The organism is Gluconobacter wancherniae NBRC 103581 (assembly GCF_007988885.1).
Lineage (GTDB): Bacteria > Pseudomonadota > Alphaproteobacteria > Acetobacterales > Acetobacteraceae > Gluconobacter > Gluconobacter wancherniae.
Window position 1 is genome coordinate 223,415 of record NZ_BJUZ01000001.1, and the last position, 19,162, is coordinate 242,576.

At 56.4% G+C, this 19,162-nt stretch carries 18 protein-coding genes; 12 read left to right on the top strand and 6 right to left on the bottom strand.

Annotated features, from left to right (window positions below):
- Positions 1-56 precede the first annotated feature (56 nt).
- From GWA01_RS01010 to GWA01_RS01035, 6 genes are read left to right on the top strand one after another with little or no spacing between them, the layout of a single operon-like run.
- Positions 57-1,253 (top strand): molybdopterin molybdotransferase MoeA, encoded by a 1,197-nt coding sequence (locus tag GWA01_RS01010; RefSeq protein WP_146793154.1) that lies wholly within the window; start codon positions 57-59, stop codon positions 1,251-1,253.
- The gene (gene moaA / locus GWA01_RS01015) at positions 1,243-2,277 is read left to right on the top strand and encodes a GTP 3',8-cyclase MoaA (protein ID WP_146793156.1); all 1,035 of its coding nucleotides are present in this window, start codon (positions 1,243-1,245) and stop codon (positions 2,275-2,277) included. Before GWA01_RS01010 ends, moaA begins: the two co-directional genes overlap by 11 nt.
- 18 nt (positions 2,278-2,295) lie before the next feature.
- Positions 2,296-2,781, top strand: coding sequence for a cyclic pyranopterin monophosphate synthase MoaC (moaC, locus tag GWA01_RS01020; RefSeq protein WP_146793158.1), 486 nt, complete (start codon positions 2,296-2,298; stop codon positions 2,779-2,781).
- On the top strand, positions 2,778-3,368 hold the full coding sequence (locus tag GWA01_RS01025) for a molybdenum cofactor guanylyltransferase (RefSeq protein WP_146793160.1): 591 nt from the start codon (positions 2,778-2,780) through the stop codon (positions 3,366-3,368). Before moaC ends, GWA01_RS01025 begins: the two co-directional genes overlap by 4 nt.
- Positions 3,368-3,607, top strand: a complete 240-nt coding sequence (locus GWA01_RS01030) for a MoaD/ThiS family protein (protein ID WP_228118263.1) — start codon at positions 3,368-3,370, stop codon at positions 3,605-3,607. The genes GWA01_RS01025 and GWA01_RS01030 overlap by 1 nt, the downstream gene beginning before the upstream one ends.
- Positions 3,604-4,077: a molybdenum cofactor biosynthesis protein MoaE gene (locus tag GWA01_RS01035; RefSeq protein ID WP_146793164.1), complete on the top strand. Its 474-nt coding sequence runs from the start codon at positions 3,604-3,606 to the stop codon at positions 4,075-4,077. Before GWA01_RS01030 ends, GWA01_RS01035 begins: the two co-directional genes overlap by 4 nt.
- A 48-nt stretch (positions 4,078-4,125) precedes the next feature.
- Here GWA01_RS01035 and GWA01_RS01040 read toward each other — a convergent pair whose 3' ends face one another.
- Together GWA01_RS01040 and GWA01_RS01045 are read right to left on the bottom strand one after the other, a co-directional pair.
- Entirely contained in the window at positions 4,126-5,550 is a 1,425-nt protein-coding gene (locus tag GWA01_RS01040) for a mannose-1-phosphate guanylyltransferase/mannose-6-phosphate isomerase (protein WP_146793166.1), read from the bottom strand.
- 93 nt (positions 5,551-5,643) lie between these two features.
- Positions 5,644-5,850, bottom strand: coding sequence for a TOBE domain-containing protein (locus tag GWA01_RS01045; protein ID WP_146793168.1), 207 nt, complete (start codon positions 5,848-5,850; stop codon positions 5,644-5,646).
- 148 nt (positions 5,851-5,998) lie between these two features.
- Between GWA01_RS01045 and GWA01_RS01050 the strand changes: the two genes are divergently transcribed.
- Positions 5,999-8,185 carry a TonB-dependent receptor gene (locus GWA01_RS01050; protein ID WP_146793170.1) on the top strand — a complete coding sequence of 729 codons (2,187 nt, stop codon included), beginning with the start codon at positions 5,999-6,001 and terminating at the stop codon, positions 8,183-8,185.
- Positions 8,186-8,272: 87 nt separating this feature from the next.
- On the opposite strand, the gene GWA01_RS01055 is transcribed toward GWA01_RS01050, so the two are convergent.
- Complete coding sequence (locus GWA01_RS01055) at positions 8,273-9,412, bottom strand: type III PLP-dependent enzyme (protein WP_146793172.1); 1,140 nt, start codon at positions 9,410-9,412, stop codon at positions 8,273-8,275.
- Between the two features lie 578 nt (positions 9,413-9,990).
- On the opposite strand from GWA01_RS01055, the gene GWA01_RS01060 reads away from it, so the two are divergent.
- A complete protein-coding gene (locus GWA01_RS01060; RefSeq protein ID WP_228118411.1) occupies positions 9,991-10,941 on the top strand; it encodes a YihY/virulence factor BrkB family protein in 951 nt (316 codons plus the stop codon).
- 57 nt (positions 10,942-10,998) lie between these two features.
- Here the strand turns inward: GWA01_RS01060 and GWA01_RS01065 are convergent, their stop codons facing one another.
- A complete protein-coding gene (locus tag GWA01_RS01065) occupies positions 10,999-11,682 on the bottom strand; it encodes a septal ring lytic transglycosylase RlpA family protein (RefSeq protein ID WP_211577334.1) in 684 nt (227 codons plus the stop codon).
- Positions 11,683-11,835: 153 nt separating this feature from the next.
- Between GWA01_RS01065 and aroQ the strand changes: the two genes are divergently transcribed.
- The 4 genes from aroQ to GWA01_RS01085 are packed head-to-tail and all read left to right on the top strand — an operon-like array spanning position 11,836 to position 14,671.
- On the top strand, positions 11,836-12,291 hold the full coding sequence (aroQ, locus tag GWA01_RS01070; protein ID WP_186819482.1) for a type II 3-dehydroquinate dehydratase: 456 nt from the start codon (positions 11,836-11,838) through the stop codon (positions 12,289-12,291).
- Entirely contained in the window at positions 12,288-12,737 is a 450-nt protein-coding gene (locus GWA01_RS01075; RefSeq protein WP_146793180.1) for an acetyl-CoA carboxylase biotin carboxyl carrier protein, read from the top strand. The genes aroQ and GWA01_RS01075 overlap by 4 nt, the downstream gene beginning before the upstream one ends.
- Positions 12,737-14,086: an acetyl-CoA carboxylase biotin carboxylase subunit gene (accC, locus tag GWA01_RS01080; RefSeq protein ID WP_146793182.1), complete on the top strand. Its 1,350-nt coding sequence runs from the start codon at positions 12,737-12,739 to the stop codon at positions 14,084-14,086. The genes GWA01_RS01075 and accC overlap by 1 nt, the downstream gene beginning before the upstream one ends.
- Positions 14,087-14,101: 15 nt before the next feature.
- Positions 14,102-14,671, top strand: coding sequence for an NIPSNAP family protein (locus tag GWA01_RS01085; protein WP_146793183.1), 570 nt, complete (start codon positions 14,102-14,104; stop codon positions 14,669-14,671).
- A gap of 94 nt (positions 14,672-14,765) precedes the next feature.
- On the opposite strand, the gene GWA01_RS01090 is transcribed toward GWA01_RS01085, so the two are convergent.
- Together GWA01_RS01090 and GWA01_RS01095 are read right to left on the bottom strand one after the other, a co-directional pair.
- A complete protein-coding gene (locus GWA01_RS01090) occupies positions 14,766-15,626 on the bottom strand; it encodes a glucose 1-dehydrogenase (RefSeq protein WP_146793185.1) in 861 nt (286 codons plus the stop codon).
- A gap of 134 nt (positions 15,627-15,760) precedes the next feature.
- Positions 15,761-19,063: a S41 family peptidase gene (locus tag GWA01_RS01095; RefSeq protein ID WP_228118265.1), complete on the bottom strand. Its 3,303-nt coding sequence runs from the start codon at positions 19,061-19,063 to the stop codon at positions 15,761-15,763.
- Positions 19,064-19,162 lie beyond the last annotated feature (99 nt).

The following is a 19,162-nucleotide window of genomic DNA, read 5'->3' on the forward strand; positions in this document are numbered from 1 at the left end:
CAGGAGGTCTATATCGACAGGCGTGTATTTTCGCATGACGGGCCAGCGGGGCAGGGATGAACGAACTTCTGAGCGTGGCACAGGCTGTTGACCTTGTTCTCCGTTATGCGGGTGACTTTGGAACAGAAACGGTTTCGATCGAAGCGGCTTCTGGCCGTGTTCTGCGGCAGTCCGTAAGGGCGGAGCGTCCCCAGCCTCCTTATGACCGTGTTATGATGGACGGCATCGCAATGCGTTGTGGGAGCGGGCCGGATCTTCCCTGCGAAGGGGTTTTGAGGGCTGGGGGAGCACCCGTGAGCTTGCGAGACGGGCGTGGATGTATCGAAGTCATGACCGGCTCTGTTCTGCCAGAGGGTACGGATACGGTCGTCCCGATTGAGCGCCTGTCGCGACACGGAAAAATTCTTCGGCTTGAGTCTGGTTATACGCCGCAGAAAGGCCAGTTCATTCATCGTAGGGCTTCGGACTGCGAGGCAGGCACGGAGCTTTTGTCGCGGGGTGTGCGCCTGGGTGGACCAGCGTTGGCGGTGCTTGCCGCTAATGGCTGCGCCTCGGTGGAAGTTTCACGGATTCCTTCCATTGGCATCATTTCCACAGGTGATGAACTGGTTGATGTGGATGCCCCGGTGCGGGGTTGGGAAATCCGTCGTTCAAATGAATATGCCATTACGGGCTCGCTCTGTTCGCGCGGCTTTACCCGGCTTGAGCGCTCAATTGTGCCAGACGATCTGGAGGCGACGACTAAAGCTCTCGAGGCGCAACTCTCACGGCATGATGTGCTGGTTCTGAGTGGTGGTGTCTCAATGGGAATTTTCGACCATGTTCCAAAGGCTCTGGGCCGTTTGGGCGTGGAGCGCGTCTTTCACAAGGTGGCACAGCGTCCCGGAAAGCCGCTCTGGTTTGGGATTGGCCCGGAAGGACAGCAGGTTTTTGGCCTGCCCGGAAATCCGGTATCGGCGACAAGCTGTGGCGTGCGCTATGTCGTGCCGCTTCTGCTGGCGGGACAGGGACTGCGTTCGGACGGAACCTATCCTGTTATCCTGGAGAGTGCCACAGACCGCATACCAACCCTGACACGTTTTCTGCCTGTTTCTCTTCGGCATGACGACGAAGGTCGTGTTCTGGCAACATCACGGCCGATGTCTACGTCTGGGGATTTCAGTCATCTGGCGTCCACGGATGGTTTTGTTGAGCTTGATCCGGGGCAAGAGCAGGCGCCTGCGGGCACCCGAGCGGTGTTTCATGCCTGGTGAGCGGTCGCGCCACGTCCGTGATCAGTACGGTCGCCCGCTTCAGGATTTGCGGATTTCGGTCATGGACCGCTGTAATTTCCGCTGTCCCTATTGCATGCCGGAAGCAAAGTATCATGAGCATTTTCGCTTTCTTGAGCCAAAAGAGCGCTTGAACTTTGACGAGATCGAACGTGTTGCACGCGTTGCGGTCTCTCTGGGCGTTACGAAGCTGCGCCTTACGGGCGGTGAGCCGCTGCTACGTCCGGGACTGACGGATCTGGTGGGACGGCTGGCCGCTATTGATGGCGTAAATGACGTTGCGCTCACGACAAATGCTGTTCTGCTGGAGCGGCATGCAGATGCTCTCAAGTCTGCCGGGCTTCAGCGCATTACGGTCAGTCTGGATAGTCTGGACCCTGCTGTTTTTGCCCGGATGAGCGGGGGGCGAGCACAGCTTGATCCTGTTTTGTCAGCGATTGCTTATGCGCAGGGTCTGGGCTTCCGTGGAGGAGTGAAGCTCAACACTGTCGTGCAGCGTGGCGTGAATGATGCGGGCGTGCTGGATCTTGCGGAGCGCTTTCGTCACACGGGCGTTGTGTTGCGCTTCATCGAGTATATGGACGTCGGTACAAGAAATCACTGGGAACGCAGCGAGGTTGTTCCGTCTGCCGAACTGCGCGAACGCATCAATGCACGCTGGCCCCTTGAGGCTGTGGGTCCGCAGTATCGCGGGGAGGTTGCGCGGCGGTACCGGTATGCGGATGGTGCGGGTGAAGTCGGGTTCATTTCTTCCGTCAGTGCGCCCTTTTGTGGAGATTGTTCACGGGCGCGCCTCTCTTCTGAGGGGCAGCTCTACACATGCCTGTTTGCATCAAAAGGGACAGATCTGAGGGATATCCTGCGCTGTGGCGCAGATGATCAGGAGCTTAGGAATGTTCTGTCTGGTATATGGTCGGTCAGGACAGATCGCTACAGCGAAGAACGTGCGGAGCACGGCGATACGCCGACATCGCATCGTATCGAAATGAACTATATCGGTGGATAGACCGGGGAACCGAGAAACATGAAAACGCTCACGCATGTAAATGAACGGGGCGAGGATCCCCGTATGGTTGATATCAGCGGAAAAGAAGTCACCGAGCGGAGTGCGCACGCGCAGGCACGACTGGTATTCCCGTCTGATGTTGCCCGGACACTGGCAGATGCCGGCTTCATGACGTCCAAAGGTGCAGTGCTGACAGTTGCACAGATTGCGGGTGTTATGGGTGTCAAGGCGACATCCCAGTTAATTCCGCTCTGCCATCCGCTGTCGCTCAGTGGCTGCCGTGTGGAAATCAGCATGGACGGGGATGAGGCGGTGATTGATTGCCGGGTCTCGTGCAAGGGGCGTACGGGGGTGGAAATGGAGGCACTTACCGGGGCATCCATTGCAGCACTGACCATTTATGACATGTGTAAGGCATTGTCTCACGATATGATTATTCGTGATGTACGATTGATGGGCAAAGACGGTGGCAAGCGCGACTTTATCCGTCTGGAAAATGCATGACAGAGCTTTATGGTCTGGTTCTCGCAGGAGGGCTCAGTACGCGGATGGGGCAGGATAAGGCTGGCCTGATCTATCGGGGGCGCACACAGCTTGAAGCTGCTTTTGATCTTGTGTCGTCGGTGGTGGTGTCCTGCTTTGTTTCGGTGCGCCAGTCTCAGGTGAATGATCCGTTGAGGGGAGAATTTCCCGTAATCGTGGATCAGTCTGAGGTTGATGGCCCTGCTGCGGGGTTATTGTCGGCGCATGCGCGGTTTCCTGCTGCGTCGTGGCTGGTCGTAGCCTGCGATCTGCCGCTTCTGGATCGTGGGACGCTGGATCATCTTTTGCTGTCACGAGATGGAAAGTATGATGCGTATGCCTATCGGAGCGAGCACGATGGGTTGCCTGAACCGCTCTGCGCAGTCTGGGAACCGGCAGCTCTTGAAGCTTTAAAACGGCAGGTTGACGCTGGAAAGAAGTGCCCACGCAAATGTCTGATCAACAGTGACACGCTTCTGATCGCGCCAGTGAATGCTGGTGCCCTTGATAATATCAACACCCCGCAGGAGCGTCTGGACGCTGCTCGCCGTCTTGGAGAAGGTGCCTGATGCGTATTCATTTGGAATATTTTGCGCAGCTCAGGGAGCTGGCTGGTCAGAAGCTGCAAATTGTTGAGACCACACACGAGACGGTTGGTCCGCTCTATGATGAGCTTCGCGAGACTTACGGTTTTCCATTCAGCCCGGAACGGCTTCGGGTGGCTATCAACGGAGATTTTGCACCATGGACGCAGCCACTCAGGGAGGGGGATCTGGTGGTGTTTATTCCGCCGGTGACAGGCGGATGAACAGGTTTCAGATGGCGTCGGAGCCAGTTAGCATCGAGACCTTGCGGGCCGCGTTGCATCTCGCTCAGGCGGGGGGATTCTGTTCTTTTGAGGGGTGGGTGCGCAACACCAACGAAGGTCGTCCGGTCGATGGTCTCGATTACGAAGCCTATGATGCTTTGGCCACAAAAGAAGGCGAGCGCATCCTTGATGAAGCCATGGCGCGATATGACATCAGCCATGCTGTTGCCATGCATCGCACCGGGAGCCTGAACGTTGGCGATGTCGCAGTATGGATCGGCGTTTCCGCTCCACATCGCGATGCTGCTTTTCGGGCTTGTCGTTATATCATCGACGAAATTAAGCACCGTGTGCCGGTTTGGAAAAACGAGCGCTATCTGGATGGAGACACCCAGTGGGTGGCCTGTCACCATACTCACCGGCCGCACGAACACGAACATGACCATGGATCATGCAATCACAATCATTGAGAACAGACGGGCAGCTCTTTTGGGGCTGCCCGTTTATGGCGAAAGGGCTTATTCCCGCTGATAATCGTCTTCGATTCTGACGATATCATCTTCTCCCAGGTATGGGCCTGACTGCACCTCAATGAGCACCAGAGGAATTTTTCCCGGGTTCTCAAGGCGGTGTAGCGCACCGAGCGGGAGGTAAATACTCTCATTTTCCCGAATGAGAAGTTGTTCAGTCCCTCGCGTGACAAGGGCTGTTCCGGCGACGACGACCCAGTGTTCGGCGCGATGGAAATGCTTCTGAAGGGAGAGTTTCTGCTGAGGCTTCACCATGATGCGCTTCACGTGGAAGCGGTTGCCGTGGGTGAGGCTCTCGTAAAAGCCCCAAGGGCGATAGTTGCGGTTATGCTCTGCCGCCTCTTTTCGTCCCTCTGCGGCAAGCCGTGTGACGATCTTTTTGACGTCCTGTGCGCAATCCCGGTGCGTGACCATGACGGCATCCTGCGTCACGATAACGATCAGATTTTCGACGCCCGTCACCGTCGCCACTATGCCTCCGTCTGAACGCACGTAGCAGTTGCGCGTGCGATCAAGGAAAACGTCGCCAAAAACTGCGTTGCCGTCAGTGTCTTTGGAGCTCAGATCCCAAAGGGAATCCCAGCTGCCAATATCGGACCAGCCAAAATTCCCTGCTACGACCGCCGCAAGGGCCGTGCGTTCGGCGATGGCGTAATCCACCGAAATTTCGGGCGAGTTTGAAAAGCTTTCCGGATCGAGGCGCTCGAAATCCATGTCACTTGTGCGTTTTGCAACCGCCTCGCCGACATTCAGAAAAATATCGGGCTCAAAAGTTTTGGTCTCAGAGAGGAGCACGCTGGCCCGTGCCACAAACATTCCCGAGTTCCAGAGATAGGTTCCTGCACTGAGGAAGTCGGCCGCACGCTCTGCTGATGGTTTTTCGATAAAACGTGAAACGGTATGAACTCCGGGCATCCCCGGGATTTCTGCGCCACGCTCGATATAGCCATACCCCGTTTCTGCACGGGTCGGCTGCATGCCAAATGTGACGATCCTGCCGCCTTTGGCCGCACGGACCGCAGCTTCAAGTGAGAGGCCGAGCTGCTCTTCGTCCGTAATGGCGGCATCTGCGGCCATGATCCACAAGATTGCGTCCGGATCTGTTTCCGCAACAAGGAATGCCGCAGCTGCGATAGCGGGGGCTGAATTGCGCCCAACTGGCTCCAGAACGATTCTTGCATCTGAAATGCCGACATCCCGAAGCTGTTCCGCGACGATGAAGCGGTGCTCTGCGTTACAGATGACGATCGGGCTTTGTAATCCCATCTTCTGGCCGCGGATGGCTGTGTCCTGAATGAGGGAATGCTCATTCAGCAGCGGCCAGAATTGCTTGGGATAGCTCTGGCGCGATACCGGCCACAGACGACTTCCTGTTCCTCCGGAAAGGATCACAGGAACAATTTTTATGTTCATGGCAGGCAAGCACTTCTTCGAAAAAGACTGACTGCCATCAGCAATAGTCAATTCCGGGAAACATGCAAAAATTTCCCGGAAGAAAATCTGTGTTCAGTCGACGCCGACCATGACGCTGGATGCTTTGATGACGGCATAGGCTGTTTTGCCAACTTCGAGCCCCAGCTCTGCTACGGCTTCATTTGTAATGGCGCTCGTGATGACTGTTCCATTGACGTCAATCGTCACGTGAGAGGTGGTGGCACCTTTCGTGATGCTGTGAATGGTGCCTTTGAGTTGGTTGCGCGCGCTGAGTTTCATGAGAAAGGTCCTTCTGTTGTGTTTCTGACACACTTGTCAGGCTTAAACGTAATTTATGGAGTTACATGTCTCTGATGTGCTGTGCACCGAAATAAGCGAGGAGTAAGGAGCGGAGAGAATTTCAGGTTTCAGTTTTCGGGAGGTGGTCATGAAGCGACAGGTTTCTGCGTGTCTTGTGGCGAAATCATTGCTCTTCACTTTTTCGGCTTCGGCAGCTGACACGGCAGACAAACGCAATGCGTCAAAGCCCGTTGCGACAACCCATGAGGCTGCCAGGCCCGAGCATATTACGGTCCATAGCCGCAATGGAACCGGGACTGTCGCGGATTATCGAACAAAGACTGCAGTTCTGGGTCCCCTGGGCGAACGTTCCCTGCTGGATACGCCGTTTTCAGTTATGACCGTCAATCATGATGTGATTACCAACCAGCAAGCGCGCAATATCAATGATCTGGCGCAGTATATGCCTTCCGTTCAGCTTGAGCAGCGTGGTGATCCGAACACCAGCCGCCCTCAATCCCGTGGTTTTGAAGCAGACGTTATCGCCAATTCGCGTATCGACGGGCTGAACATGGTCACGACGACGCCATATGCAGCGGAACAGTTTGACAGTCTTCAGGTACTGAATGGCCTTTCCGGTGCATTGTATGGGCCTCAGAATCCGGCCGGAACCTTTGATTATACGCTCAAGCGCCCGACCGACCGCCGCACGGAGCGCTTTGTTGTGGGTGTGGATTCCATTGGTGCGCCGATGGAAAATGCAGATTTTTCCGGGCGTGTCGGCCGTCATGGCTGGTTTGGGTATCGCCTGAATCTTCTGCACCAGCAGGGTACGGGCTATGTGCAGGGCTCGCACCTGCGTCGTGATATGGTCAGCGGTGATTTTGACATTCATCTGTCGCCAAACACAGTGATCCAGATCGACGCCAGTCAATACAGCTATTCGGTTCGTGGGCTGCCGGGTGCATTTTCATACAGTACCAGCATTCAGCTGCCGCAGGCACCTGATCTGAGCCGGGAGCATTATGGACAGCCTCAGGCTGGCTATAATGCCGAGACCAATACGGCGCTGGCAAAGATCATTCATCATTTTAATGACAACTGGAGCCTGACGCTGGGGGGGCTTTACCAGAACGCCTATCGCGATGTTTTCACCACAGCGAACCAGCTTCTGGATTCGGCTGGCAACTATCGTCAGACGATAGCGGCAGCTGCGACAGCCAAGAACTTCAAGGTTGGCAGCAATCTTGCTTATCTGAACGGGACTTTTCACACTTGGATGTTGAAGCATCAGATTGTGGTGGGGACTAACGGTTATACGATGGGAAACTATAATCCTACGTCCGCTCAGTCCTATGTTCTGGGTACGGCGCAGCTCGGAAATCCAAAAGCTTTTTCGAGCCCGCAGCCCTATTCTTCTGGAACGTATAAGTCTGCCGATACTGCCAGCCAGACGTTGCTTGTTGGAGACACGATCTCTCTCGGCCGCCACTGGGCCATCATGGGGACGCTGGGCTGGGGCTGGATGAGCGCGAATAACTACGGCAAGAGCGGCGTTAAGACTTCAAGCTACAGTCGTTCCGCTGCATTCAGTCCGATGACGAGCCTGATGTATAAGGTGAATGACACGCAAACGGCATATTTCACCTGGGGGCGTTCCCTTCAGACGGGACCTACAGCTCCTGCCGGTGCTGCTAACGTCAACGAAGTTCTCGCCCCGCTGCGCTCTGAAGAATATGAGGTTGGCTACAAGATGCTTGTAGCGGACCGTATTCAGCTGAATGTTGCGGGTTTTCGCATGACGCGGCCATTCGGATACACTGATCCGGTCACGAACGTGTTTGGAACATTCGGAACGCAACGTAATTATGGCGTGGAATTCCAGGCTTCCGGTAACCTTACTAAGAACCTGACGGTACTGGGTGGAATGACGTGGCTTGATGCACAGCTTGGCTCAACGGGTGTTGCCAAGACGTCCTACAAGCAGGTTGTCGGGGTTCCGCCGCTCATGGCAAATGCGCTGCTTGATTATAGGTTGCCCTTCCTGAAAGGCACTGCCGTCAACGCGAATGTTCATTACATGGGCCGCCGTGCAGCCAATGTTTATAATACGACATTTGCGCCGTCTTACGTGACACTTGATCTGGGCGCGCGATACGCAACGCACGCTTATGGTCAGCCACTTGTATTTCGTTTCGGTGTGGAGAACGTGACGAACCAGAGCTATTGGGCGTCTGTTTATCCATCCAGCATCAATGGTGGTGGGACCGCGAGTAACTCTGCTGTAGCAGGTCTGCCGCGTACCTATCACTTCACGATGGAGCTGGATCTCTGATCCGGCTTTCCCTCAATCAGGTTCCATAAAACAAAAAAGCCGCTCCTTTCCGGGGCGGCTTTTTTCATGAGTGATAGATTTTTTCGCTTAGATATAATGCTCGGCAAGTGGCGGGAAGCCATTGAAGCCTGTGGAGCAATACGTGGAGACGTATGCGCCCGTCGCCAGGATATCCACGCGATCACCGTCTCGCAGGGAGTTCGGTAGAGGGATGCGTGCCTTTTCGTACATGATGTCCACGCCGTCGCAACTCGGCCCTGCCAGAACGCATGGCGAGTGATCGGGATCAGATTCGTCATGGGGCGTACGGAATGTATAGCGAATGGCTTCACCTTCCGTTTCCGCCAGACCACCGAATCTTCCGATATCGAGATATACCCAGCGCGGGTCTGTTGGTGCACCGCCACGGCGGCTTACGAGCACAACTTCGCTGGATACAACGCCTGCTTCGCCAACCATGTAACGTCCCGGCTCTACCAGAATGTCCGGAAGGTCATTATGGAAGTGTTCGGTCAGTGCCTGAGAGATTGCCGTGCAGAATTGCCCGATCGTCGGGACATCCTCGCGGTAACGGGCAGGGAAGCCGCCGCCAAGGTTCAGCATCTGCAGATCGAGACCTTCGTCCTGAAGATCGCGATACAGCGCCGAAGCTCGGGCGATTGCTGTCTCGTATGCGGTGACACTGGTCTGCTGGCTGCCCACATGAAATGAGAGGCCATATGGGCGCAGGCCCATCGTTGCCGCGCGAAGCATCAGTTCGCGTGCATGCGTGGTCGTTGTTCCGAACTTGCGGGACAGCGGCCAGTCTGCGCCTTCGTTTTCGACTGTCAGACGGCAGAAAACCCGTGCACCAGGAGCGTGCTCGGCAAGCTTTGCAAGCTCTTCCATGCTGTCAAACACGAACAGGTCAATACCGAGTTCGTGGGCTTCCCGAATGGCGGAAACCTTCTTGACGGTATTCCCATAGGAAATACGGTCCGGCGTTGCGCCTGCTGCCAGGCACATCCGGATCTCCTCAATGGACGCTGCATCGAAGGAGGAGCCAAGCTCAGTCAGGCGGCGCAGGATCTGCGGCGCCGGATTGGCCTTGATGGCATAATAGATCCGCGCCGATGGCAGATTATGGTGGAGAGCCTGATACCGGCTTTCAACCACATCGAGATCTACGACGAGGCAAGGAGTAGCCGGGCGATGCTCGGCAAAGAAACGTGAGATTTTGGGAGTCATGACACTCATTCCCAGAACCGGACTCGCGGAGGGAGATTGGCTCCCTGCGAGCTTGTTGCGAAACGGTCGAACGGACCGGCGAAGTGCGGGACCCGAGAAAACGGGATCCGAAGGCCAGAACGCTTGACGTCGTTGCGTAACCTCGAGAGGGCCAGTGGCACGTGCGTTGCTGCGTGGGGGGCATATGAGGCTAAATCGTCTTCAGTGCAACATCTATTTTTTGCAATTCTGATGAGGGACAAATATGCCTGTCTGTATTGCGTATGTCATTTTGGGAACGCAGGGCTGGTATCCTGCGTAAACATGGGCGCTGAGCACTTCTGTTTCAGGAGCGCTTCCCCACGATTGCTGCTCCGAACAACAAAAGTTGAGGAAAATACTGAGTGCTCATGTCCCCTGATTCTGAACTTACACATGGTGCTTCGGGGCCTGAGAAGCCGGAAGGTGCGGCAGATTTGAGCAGGGACGAGCTGGAGAAAATCCAGAACGCACTGCCGGATCTCGATGAGGAGGCTGTAAGGCGCGCTCATGAACTGAGCCTGGGTGCACCCGGCACCGGGGCAAACTCGCCGCTTTCCATGCCACGTGCGGGCTGGAAGCTGGTCCTTAAGCAGGTGGTCTCGGAGGTCGGCTCCAGCCAGACATCTCTTTCGGCAGCGGGCTGCGCCTTTTACGCCACATTGTCGCTGTTTCCGGCGATCTCTACGCTTATTTCGGTCTATGGACTCGCGTTTGACTTACAGACAGTGGAGCCTCAGCTTGAGGTCCTACGCCACCTTCTTCCGAACGCGGCATACGAACTGATTGGCGGGCGAATCCATACTCTTGTGGCTCAGCCGCATTCGTCTTTGACGATTGGCCTTATTTTTTCTCTGACTGTGGCGCTCTGGTCTGCTTCGGCCAGCACTAAATCGGTGCTGTCCGCTCTGAACATGGCCTATAATGCGACAGAGAGCCGCAGCTTCCTCAGATTTCAGGCAATGGCTCTGAGTATGACGCTGATGGCTGTCGTGGGAGCATGTCTGACGTTGGCGCTGATGGTCGCGGCACCGGCGCTCGTGGATTATCTTCCCAAATATCTCGGCTTCCAGCCGCCGCCGCCATTTGATCTGCTTGTCTCATATGGTGCGCCGGTGGTCGTGCGCCTTGTCGCCCCGGTTCTGATGCTCCTCTTTGTCTTTATGGCGGTGAGTCTGCTTTATCGGTTTGCCCCTTGCCGTACACCCGCCCAGTGGCGCTGGATTCTGCCGGGCTCGGTGGTCGCTACCATGCTCTGGGTCATCACGTCCCTCGGCTTTTCCTGGTATGTCGGGCATTTCGCCAGCTATGGCGCAACATATGGGCCTCTAGGTGCCGTTGCTGCCATTATGATGTGGTTCTTTGTCAGCACATATGTTGTGCTGTTCGGCGCTGAACTGAATGCTGGTCTTGAAGAGCGCGCAAAGGGTGAGCAGCCCAGGATTACAGGTCTGCCTCAGCCGGATCCGATTGTAGCCGCGGCTGTCAGCAGGGCAGAAGGAACGCCCTGACCCTCAGAATACAAAAAGGCACCGCCCTGCATAGTGGGCGCCTTTTTGTGGTTTTTATCAGTGATGCACTCTGTGTGGTGCCTTGCGAATGGGCTGATGCGTGGCCGCAGTTTTCGCGTGCGCGTCAGGGGCCGGTACGGCAGACCCGCTCGCTGCATTTTCAATGGCCTGTGCGCTGGTATCAGCAGGATCAGCCTCGGCGACTTCCATTTCCGGGCCAGTGGATGCGGGGACACCCGGTACAGCCTTAGGTAGCTGGGCAATGGTCACATGCGCCGTACCGCTGTGCAGCATGCCAATTTTTGCAGCAGCGGCATGGGAGAGATCAATAATGCGGTTATTGAAAGGGCCACGATCATTGACCGTGACAACAACAGACTGACCTGTGTCCTGAGACGTGACCAACAGCTTCGTGCCGATCGGCAGGGAAGGGTGGGCGGCCGTCATGGTATTGGTGTCGAAGATCGCTCCCGAACTGGTCCGGCGTCCATGGAAATGACGGCCATACCAGCTTGCCACTCCGTTTTGGGTCCAGCTGGCGGCTTTGTGCGCGTGATTGGACAGAGCGGCCCGGACAGATGCGGCCCAGCTTGTATGAACCGTACCATTACTCTGGGATTCGTCAGCTGCGTGAGCCGTTCCTGCACCTACCGCACCGGCGAGTGTGAGAACAAAGGTCAGGCCGCGAAGAGAGAGAACGGAACGGGGCGCTACGAGTTGGGAAACGGGCTTGAATGTCACAATCCGTGGGTCTTCTCCAGTGGAAGGGCAGGGGTTCAATCGCGCTTCATAGCACAAAATTGCCGCCTATGGACAGTTTGAATACCTTGAAGTGGGCAGCATTAGGGCAATGACGCTTTCATGACGGCCATGAAAGTGCTATCGCGCGGCCAGATGAAACGCCCCCTCATTGCCGTTCTGAACGGTCCGAACCTTAATATGCTGGGTCTTCGCCAGCCCGGAATCTATGGACACGCCACACTCGATGATCTCGAGCAGGTGTGTATTCAGGCTGCCGAAAGGCTTGATGTTGCCATTGATTTCCGTCAGACGAACGGTGAGGGTGAGCTTGTGTCCTGGGTGCAGGAATGTCATGGCCGCGCACGTGGAATCGTGATCAATCCTGCTGCTTACGGACACACTTCGATTGCCTTGCTTGACGCTCTTCTTGCTGTCGGGCTGCCAGTGGTCGAAGTTCATATTTCAAATATTCATCGTCGGGAGTCGTTTCGTCATCATTCCTACGTCTCGCAGGCCGCCATCGGCGTGATCTGCGGTCTTGGCGTTCGGGGATATGCGCATGCGCTCCAGGCTATTACTGACATGATCGAGGACGAGGACGAAGGATGAGCCGTATGCTCGTGGACAAGGATGCCATTCGGGCATTGGCCGATATTCTGACGGAAACCGGCCTGACCGAAATCGAGATTGCAGAAGCTGACAGCCGCATCCGCGTTGTCCGTGGTGGCGTCGTGCAGGCAGTGGCTCCTGTTGCTGCGGCTCCGGCAGCTGTCGCTGCGGCCCCGGTCCCGGCAGCTGCACCGTCCGATCCGGCAAAGCATCCCGGTGCTGTTCCCAGCCCGATGGTGGGCGTGGCGTATCTGACGCCTGATCCTTCTGCACCGCAGTTCGTGCAGGAAGGCGCGCATGTTTCTGCTGGCCAGACCATCATGCTGATCGAAGCCATGAAGACCTTCAACCAGATCAAGGCACCGCGCTCCGGTACCCTGACGAAGTTTGTTGTAGCTTCGGGAGATCCGGTTGAATTCGGCGAGCCTCTGGCGATCATCGAGTAATGTTTTCAAAAATCCTCATTGCCAATCGTGGTGAGATCGCGCTGCGTATTCAGCGCGCCTGCCGTGAGATGGGCATCAAAACTGTTGCTGTGCATTCCACGGCCGACGCCGACGCGATGCATGTGCGTCTGGCGGACGAAGCTGTCTGCATCGGGCCGCCAAGCTCACGTGATTCCTATCTGAACGTGGCAGCGATTCTCTCCGCGGCGACGATCACGGGCGCTGAAGCCATCCATCCTGGATATGGCTTTCTCTCCGAGAATGCTGATTTCGCCGAAACGGTGGAAGCTCATGGCCTCGCCTTTATCGGCCCGACTGCGGAGCATATCCGCACGATGGGTGACAAAATCACGGCGAAGACGACCATGCGTGCCCTGGGTGTGCCTCTGGTTCCGGGCTCTGACGGCGCACTCGCAGACCTGAACATGGCCCGCAAGGTTGCTGAGGAAATCGGTTATCCGGTGCTCATCAAGGCTGCTGCTGGTGGTGGTGGTCGTGGGATGAAGGTCGCGCAGACGGCTGATGACATCGAGGAAGCCTGGAGCGTCGCGCGGACCGAAGCCCGTGCTGCCTTTGGCAATGACGAGGTCTATCTCGAGAAATATCTCGATCGGCCTCGTCATATCGAATTGCAGATCATGGCCGATATGCACGGCAATGTGGTGCATTTCGGTGAGCGTGACTGTTCCTTGCAGCGCCGTCATCAGAAGCTTTTGGAAGAGGCAGGTTCGCCTGCACTCGAGCCTGCAGAGCGCGACGCCATTGGTGCGACGGCCACTGCGGCCCTCACCAAGCTCGGCTACCGCAATGCTGGCACGCTTGAGTTTCTGTATCAGGACGGCCAGTTCTGCTTCATCGAGATGAATACGCGACTTCAGGTCGAACATCCGGTGACCGAAATGGTCTGTGATGTGGATCTCGTCCGCGAGCAGATCCGCATCGCTGCCGGTGAGCCGCTGGGTTACACCCAGTCAGACATCAAGGTCAGCGGGCATGCCATCGAGTGCCGGATCAATGCCGAGAACCCGGAAACCTTTGTTCCCAATCCGGGAACGATCAAGGTTTTCCATGCTCCCGGTGGTCTGGGCGTGCGTATGGACAGCGCCATCTATGCTGGCTATCGGGTCCCGCCTTATTACGACAGCATGATTGCCAAGCTGATCGTACATGCGCCTACCCGCGCAGAGGCGATCTCCCGTATGCAGCGGGCGCTTGATGAATGTGTGGTTGAAGGTGTGCAGACGGTCATCCCGCTGCATCGCAAGATTCTCGCAGATCCTTCGTTCCAGAAAGGGGATTATACGATCCACTGGCTGGAAAATTTCGTGGCATCCCAGACCCCGGAATAAAATAGAGACGTGCCGATGTCATACGCTGAGACGCTCATTCTGGATATCGTCCCAGGAAAAGTTCCGCAGGTTGCTGCTGTGCTTTCCGCTGTGTCTGGAATGGGTGCCTGGGTGACCGAAATCGGCCATCTCAACCGGATTACACTGTTGCGGTTGTCTGATACCGTTCAGGAACTTCTGGAAAGTCGGGCGGATATCCTTGCAGCCCTGCCACATGAATTCCTGCTGCGCTCTGACGTGACATCGTGGCGTGTTCTGTCACCTGTTATGCCTGCAGGTGCTTATGGCAGCGTCTATGAATGGCGCTGTTATGAGAGCAAGACAGACGGCATGGCGAACACTGAGCGTCTGTTCATGGACGCTCTTCCTGCACGTCTGGAGCATTCGTCACTGCTATGTGCGCTTGTATCCCTTGAGGGTACGCCACGCTTTGCACATCTGTGGCCATATACGGATCTGAATGATCGCGCTTCAGCAAGAGTGAATGCTGTTGCTTCCGGTCAGTGGCCGCCGAAGATCGCCGGTTTTCTGAATAATATGGAAAACGAAATTCTGCTGCCGCTTGCCAACAGCATCTGGCGCTGACGACAACTGAATCCTGATATGAATGACGCCCGGTAACGGCCCTGAAAGGGCTTGTTACCGGGCGTTTTTTGTTACTGCCAGCGGCCGCCAGAGGTTAGCCGTTGATGATCATGCCGCCGTTGACGTGCAGGGTCTGGCCCGTCACGAAAGAAGCGTCTTGGCTGGCGAGGTAGACATATGCCGGACCAAGTTCCGATGGATCTCCGCATCGTCCCATAGGGCCATCTTTTCCCAGATCTGCTACGGCCTGCGGGTCAACAGGTCCCCAGCTTGCAGGCTGGAGCGGTGTCCATACCGGCCCGGGCGCCACGGCATTGACCCGGATTTTTTTCGGCGCAAGTTGCAGAGCCAGAGCTCGTGTGAAGCCCATTTCCGCAGCTTTCGTCGTTGAATAGGCCACGAGTGCCTTATTTCCTGCGAAAGCATTGATGGACGATGTGTTGATGATTGCGGCGCCCTCGCCAAGATGGGGAAGTGCTGCGCGGGCGAGATAGAAATATCCGTTGATGTTGGTGTCCATATGGAGCTGCCATTCATCATCGGAAATCTTTGTGAGATCTTCGCTGACAATCTGCACGCCAGCGTTATTTACCAGAATATCGAGACCGCCCAGCTCTTTCACGACCTGTGCGACAGCATCGTTGCAGACTTTACTGGAGGTGACGTTCCCCGGGATTGCGAGAGCCTTGCGGCCCTCTTTCTCGATCAGGCGGATCGTCTCTTTCGCATCTTCGTGTTCCTCCAGATAGAGGATCGCCACGTCCGCGCCTTCACGGGCAAAGTGCAGCGCTGCGGCACGTCCTATTCCGCTATCTCCACCGCTGATCAGGGCCTTTTTGCCTTCAAGCTTGCCGCTTCCTTTGTAGCTGGCACGGATGTGCTCGGCCTGAGGTTGCAGAAGCTTTTCGACGCCTGGCTGATGGTCCTGGGACTGGGGGGGAATATTGGTTGGCATACGGTTTTCTCCGACTGGATACAGAGAGGCCCGAGGGCCTCATGATTGTTCCTGTGTTCGGCAAACGCATCGGGTATGCACAATGTTGCATTCTGTGTTCCCCATCCAGACGGGGAACACAGTGCATTTGGATCTTATTTAGGAGCTGGAACCTGCTGCGAGAACGCTTCAGGCACGAGTTTTGGGCGAGGGTGTTCGGCCATTTGTTTTTGTAGATAGGTAATCGCTGCGTCCAACTGTTGGTCTTGTCCGTGGAAAGCAGCAACCGGCATGTTTTCTACTTCGATGTCTGGTGAGACGCCCTGATTTTCGACGAGCCAGTGGCCTTTCATGTCGAAATAGGGATTCTCCGCAGTGCGTGCATTGCCCATGTCGATCAGGCGGTCACCATCAGACAGCCAGACGCCTGCGCCTGCGGTGCGCTCGCCGATGACGGGAGCGATATGTAGTTCCTTGATACCCTGGGCAAAGGTCTCCCCATCGGAATAGGTGCGTTCGTCTGCGATGATGACCAGATGCCCCTGAAACGCCTGTTGCATGTTCACGGCGGGTGCTGTGCCATAGCGTCCCCAGAACATCCATGCCCTGCGCATCAACTGGCTCAGGACCCAACTGTCGATATTGCCGCCGTTATTTCCACGGACATCGACGATCAGACCGTCCTTGTCGATGTTGGCATAGAATTCGCGCGCAAATGTTTCCATGTCCTCGCCACCCATCGCGCCCAGATGCAGGTAGCCGATACGGCCCTTGCTGGCCTGATCGACGGCATTAGCGCGGCCGACTTCCCAGTCGCTGGTGCGAAGGCTGCGCTCTGTATAGGCATTGACGGGCGTTACGACGGCCTTGTGCTCGGTACCGTTGCGCGAGAGCGTGAGGAGCACCTGATGTCCGGCCTGATCCGCCAGCATGGAGGATAGGTCTGGCTCGCCTGCTGTTGGCTGCCCGTTGACAGCCGTGATCAGGTCTCCATCGCGGGCATCGACACCCGGCTTTGCCAGTGGAGACTGCTGGTCTGGAAGGTCGTGATCGGCCTGATAGATATGCGTGATGCGGAAGCCGTTTTTCTCGTGCGTGAGCCGTGCGCCCAGCCCCGCGATCAGAACGCTGGTAGGTTCATCCAGTGTTCGTGGCGGGCTGATCTGGGAGTGCATGGCGCCGATTTCTGCCACCATCTGGCCCAGAAGATCGCTCAGATCAGTACGGTCTCCGAGGCGGCTAAGGAGCGGCTGGAGATGATCATGGACGCCCTTCCAGTCCACGCCGCGGAGAGTCCGGTCGAAATAATGATCTCTGTGCAGGCGCCAGGCGTCATTGAATTCGTCTTTCCATTCCTGCGCAGGATCAATCCTGAGGCGCAGATCGCCCAGATCGATTTTCTTGCCAGTCGTTTCAGGCGGTTGCTTTGCACCGGTTGGCAGCAGAAGAATGGATGGCGTTCCAGCAGCCCCGGGGCTGGTGACCATGATGGTTTTTCCATCAGGGGTCACGCTGAAATCAGATACTTTGGGAGCAAAAGTTTCGATCTTGTGCTCGTTGTCGTCGATATGAATCGACTTTAGTGGTCCAGCTTCCTCGCCGCCATCAATAGTGAAGAGGAACTCTCCCGAGACACCAAGGCCGTGATAATCCGCCGCGGGAACGGGAGCCTGATAAAGACGGGAAGCGAGGCCGTCCCAGACGATGGCGGGAAGTGCTTTTTTGCTATCGTCTTTTTTGTTTTTATCTTTTTTCTCGTCGCTTTTTTTGGTGTCGTGATCGAGTTCTGTTGCGGCCTGGAACGGGAAACGCTCGCCTGTCTGGAGTGCGAGGGCATAGATGCCCGTGCGGTGCGGGAAGGCCGGTCCCATGTTTCGGTCACCCCAAGGGGAGCCATTGGCCAGTGAGAAGGTCCGGTCAGACAGGAACCACATCCAGTGACCGTCAGGGGAGAATGTCGGCGTATAGGATTCGTAGCGACCATCCGTGACCCATTCGGTCCGGCCTGTCGCAGGGACGTAGAGGGCGATCTGCCGACGCAAATTCGAGCCGCGTGTCCGAACAAAAGCAAGGGTGTGACCGTCTGCTGACCATGAAATTGAATCAATGCTGTTGGTGCCGTCTTTCATGGCATCGTCGACCAGCTTTTCGGTCTTTGCAGACAAGTCAAAAAGCCAGAGCTTACCGAGCAGATCCGTATGCGCCGCGTATTTCCCATCTGGAGAGAGGGCAAGCGCTACCGGCTCGGTCGGGGAGGGTTTTCCTAGAGCTTCGCCTTTGCCGCTTCCATCAACAGGGAAGCGCCATAATGCGGAATCACCGGAGACGTCATTGAAGGCGATAACGGATTTCCCGTCAGACGTAATCTGGGCGAGGCGCAGACGCAGATCATCCGGCGTTGGGACGATGACGCGGCGACGCGGGCCTGCACCTGCCACGATGACATGACCGCGCGTTGTAAACGCTGCCAACTCGCCGTTTGGAGACAGGTTCTGGGAGGTCAGAAAGCGCATGGGCTTGCTGAGCCAGTAGGGTGTGCGGGGTGCATTGTCTGAAACGAGATCAACCGGAATCTGGTGGCTTTCGCCCGTGCCCAGATCCACGTCGAACAGGTCTGCACCTTTACGCAAGACGACATGATCGCCCGAGATCGCTGCTTCAGCGACGCTATAATCCGTGAAATGGGTGAGCTGCTTTGGATCGGTACCGTCGAGCGCCAGGCTCCACAGGTTATCACGGCCATTCATGTCAGACACGACAATCAACCGATCACGCCAGAGCATCGGGCGGCGCAGGTTGGCTTCGCGCGTGCCAATACGCTCGGCTTCCTTGCCGTTTTGAAGATCAAGGCGCCAGAGCTGAGAGAGGCTGCCACCGCGATAGGCGCGCATGTGATCGCCGGTCATCGCCAGACCAAAGCGTACTGCGTAAAGCCAGCGTCCGTCGGGGCTGATGGCCGCATCGTTGGCGTTTTCGACGGGGAAGATACGCCGTGCGCCGGTATCCGGCTGAACGGCCAGTACGTTGAAGCTGTAATACGGGCCTGTAACCGATGGGATTGAATACAGAATACCGGCCCTGGCATCCCATCCGATCAGGCGGAGGCGACCGTTTTCAAATGTGACCCGCTTCGGAGAGCCGCCAGCGCGGGGCATGACATAAATTTCTGTCGGGCCATCGAAATTCCCGATGAAGGCAATCTGCGAGCCATCGGGGGAAAGAACGGGATGTGGATCGATCGCATTTGCCCCGTGAGGCACGCTTGTCAGTCGTTGGGCGGTCCCGCCTGCCAGAGGCACGCTCCAGACGGATTGTTCAGCGTTGAACAGTACCGTCTGTCCTGCAACCACAGGCTCCCTCAGATATCCTGGTTCTGCCTGGGCGCTGGCCCCCAGTCCACAGCCCAGAAGGGCCGCGCAGGAAAGAAGGGAACGTCTGAGCGAAGAACGCAGGAGCATGTGGGCACTCTCGATAGGAAAACTGACACAATCCGTTTCATATCGATATCGTGACGTCAAATCCCCCGAGGTGACATCTTGTTAAGATTGCATCACCAA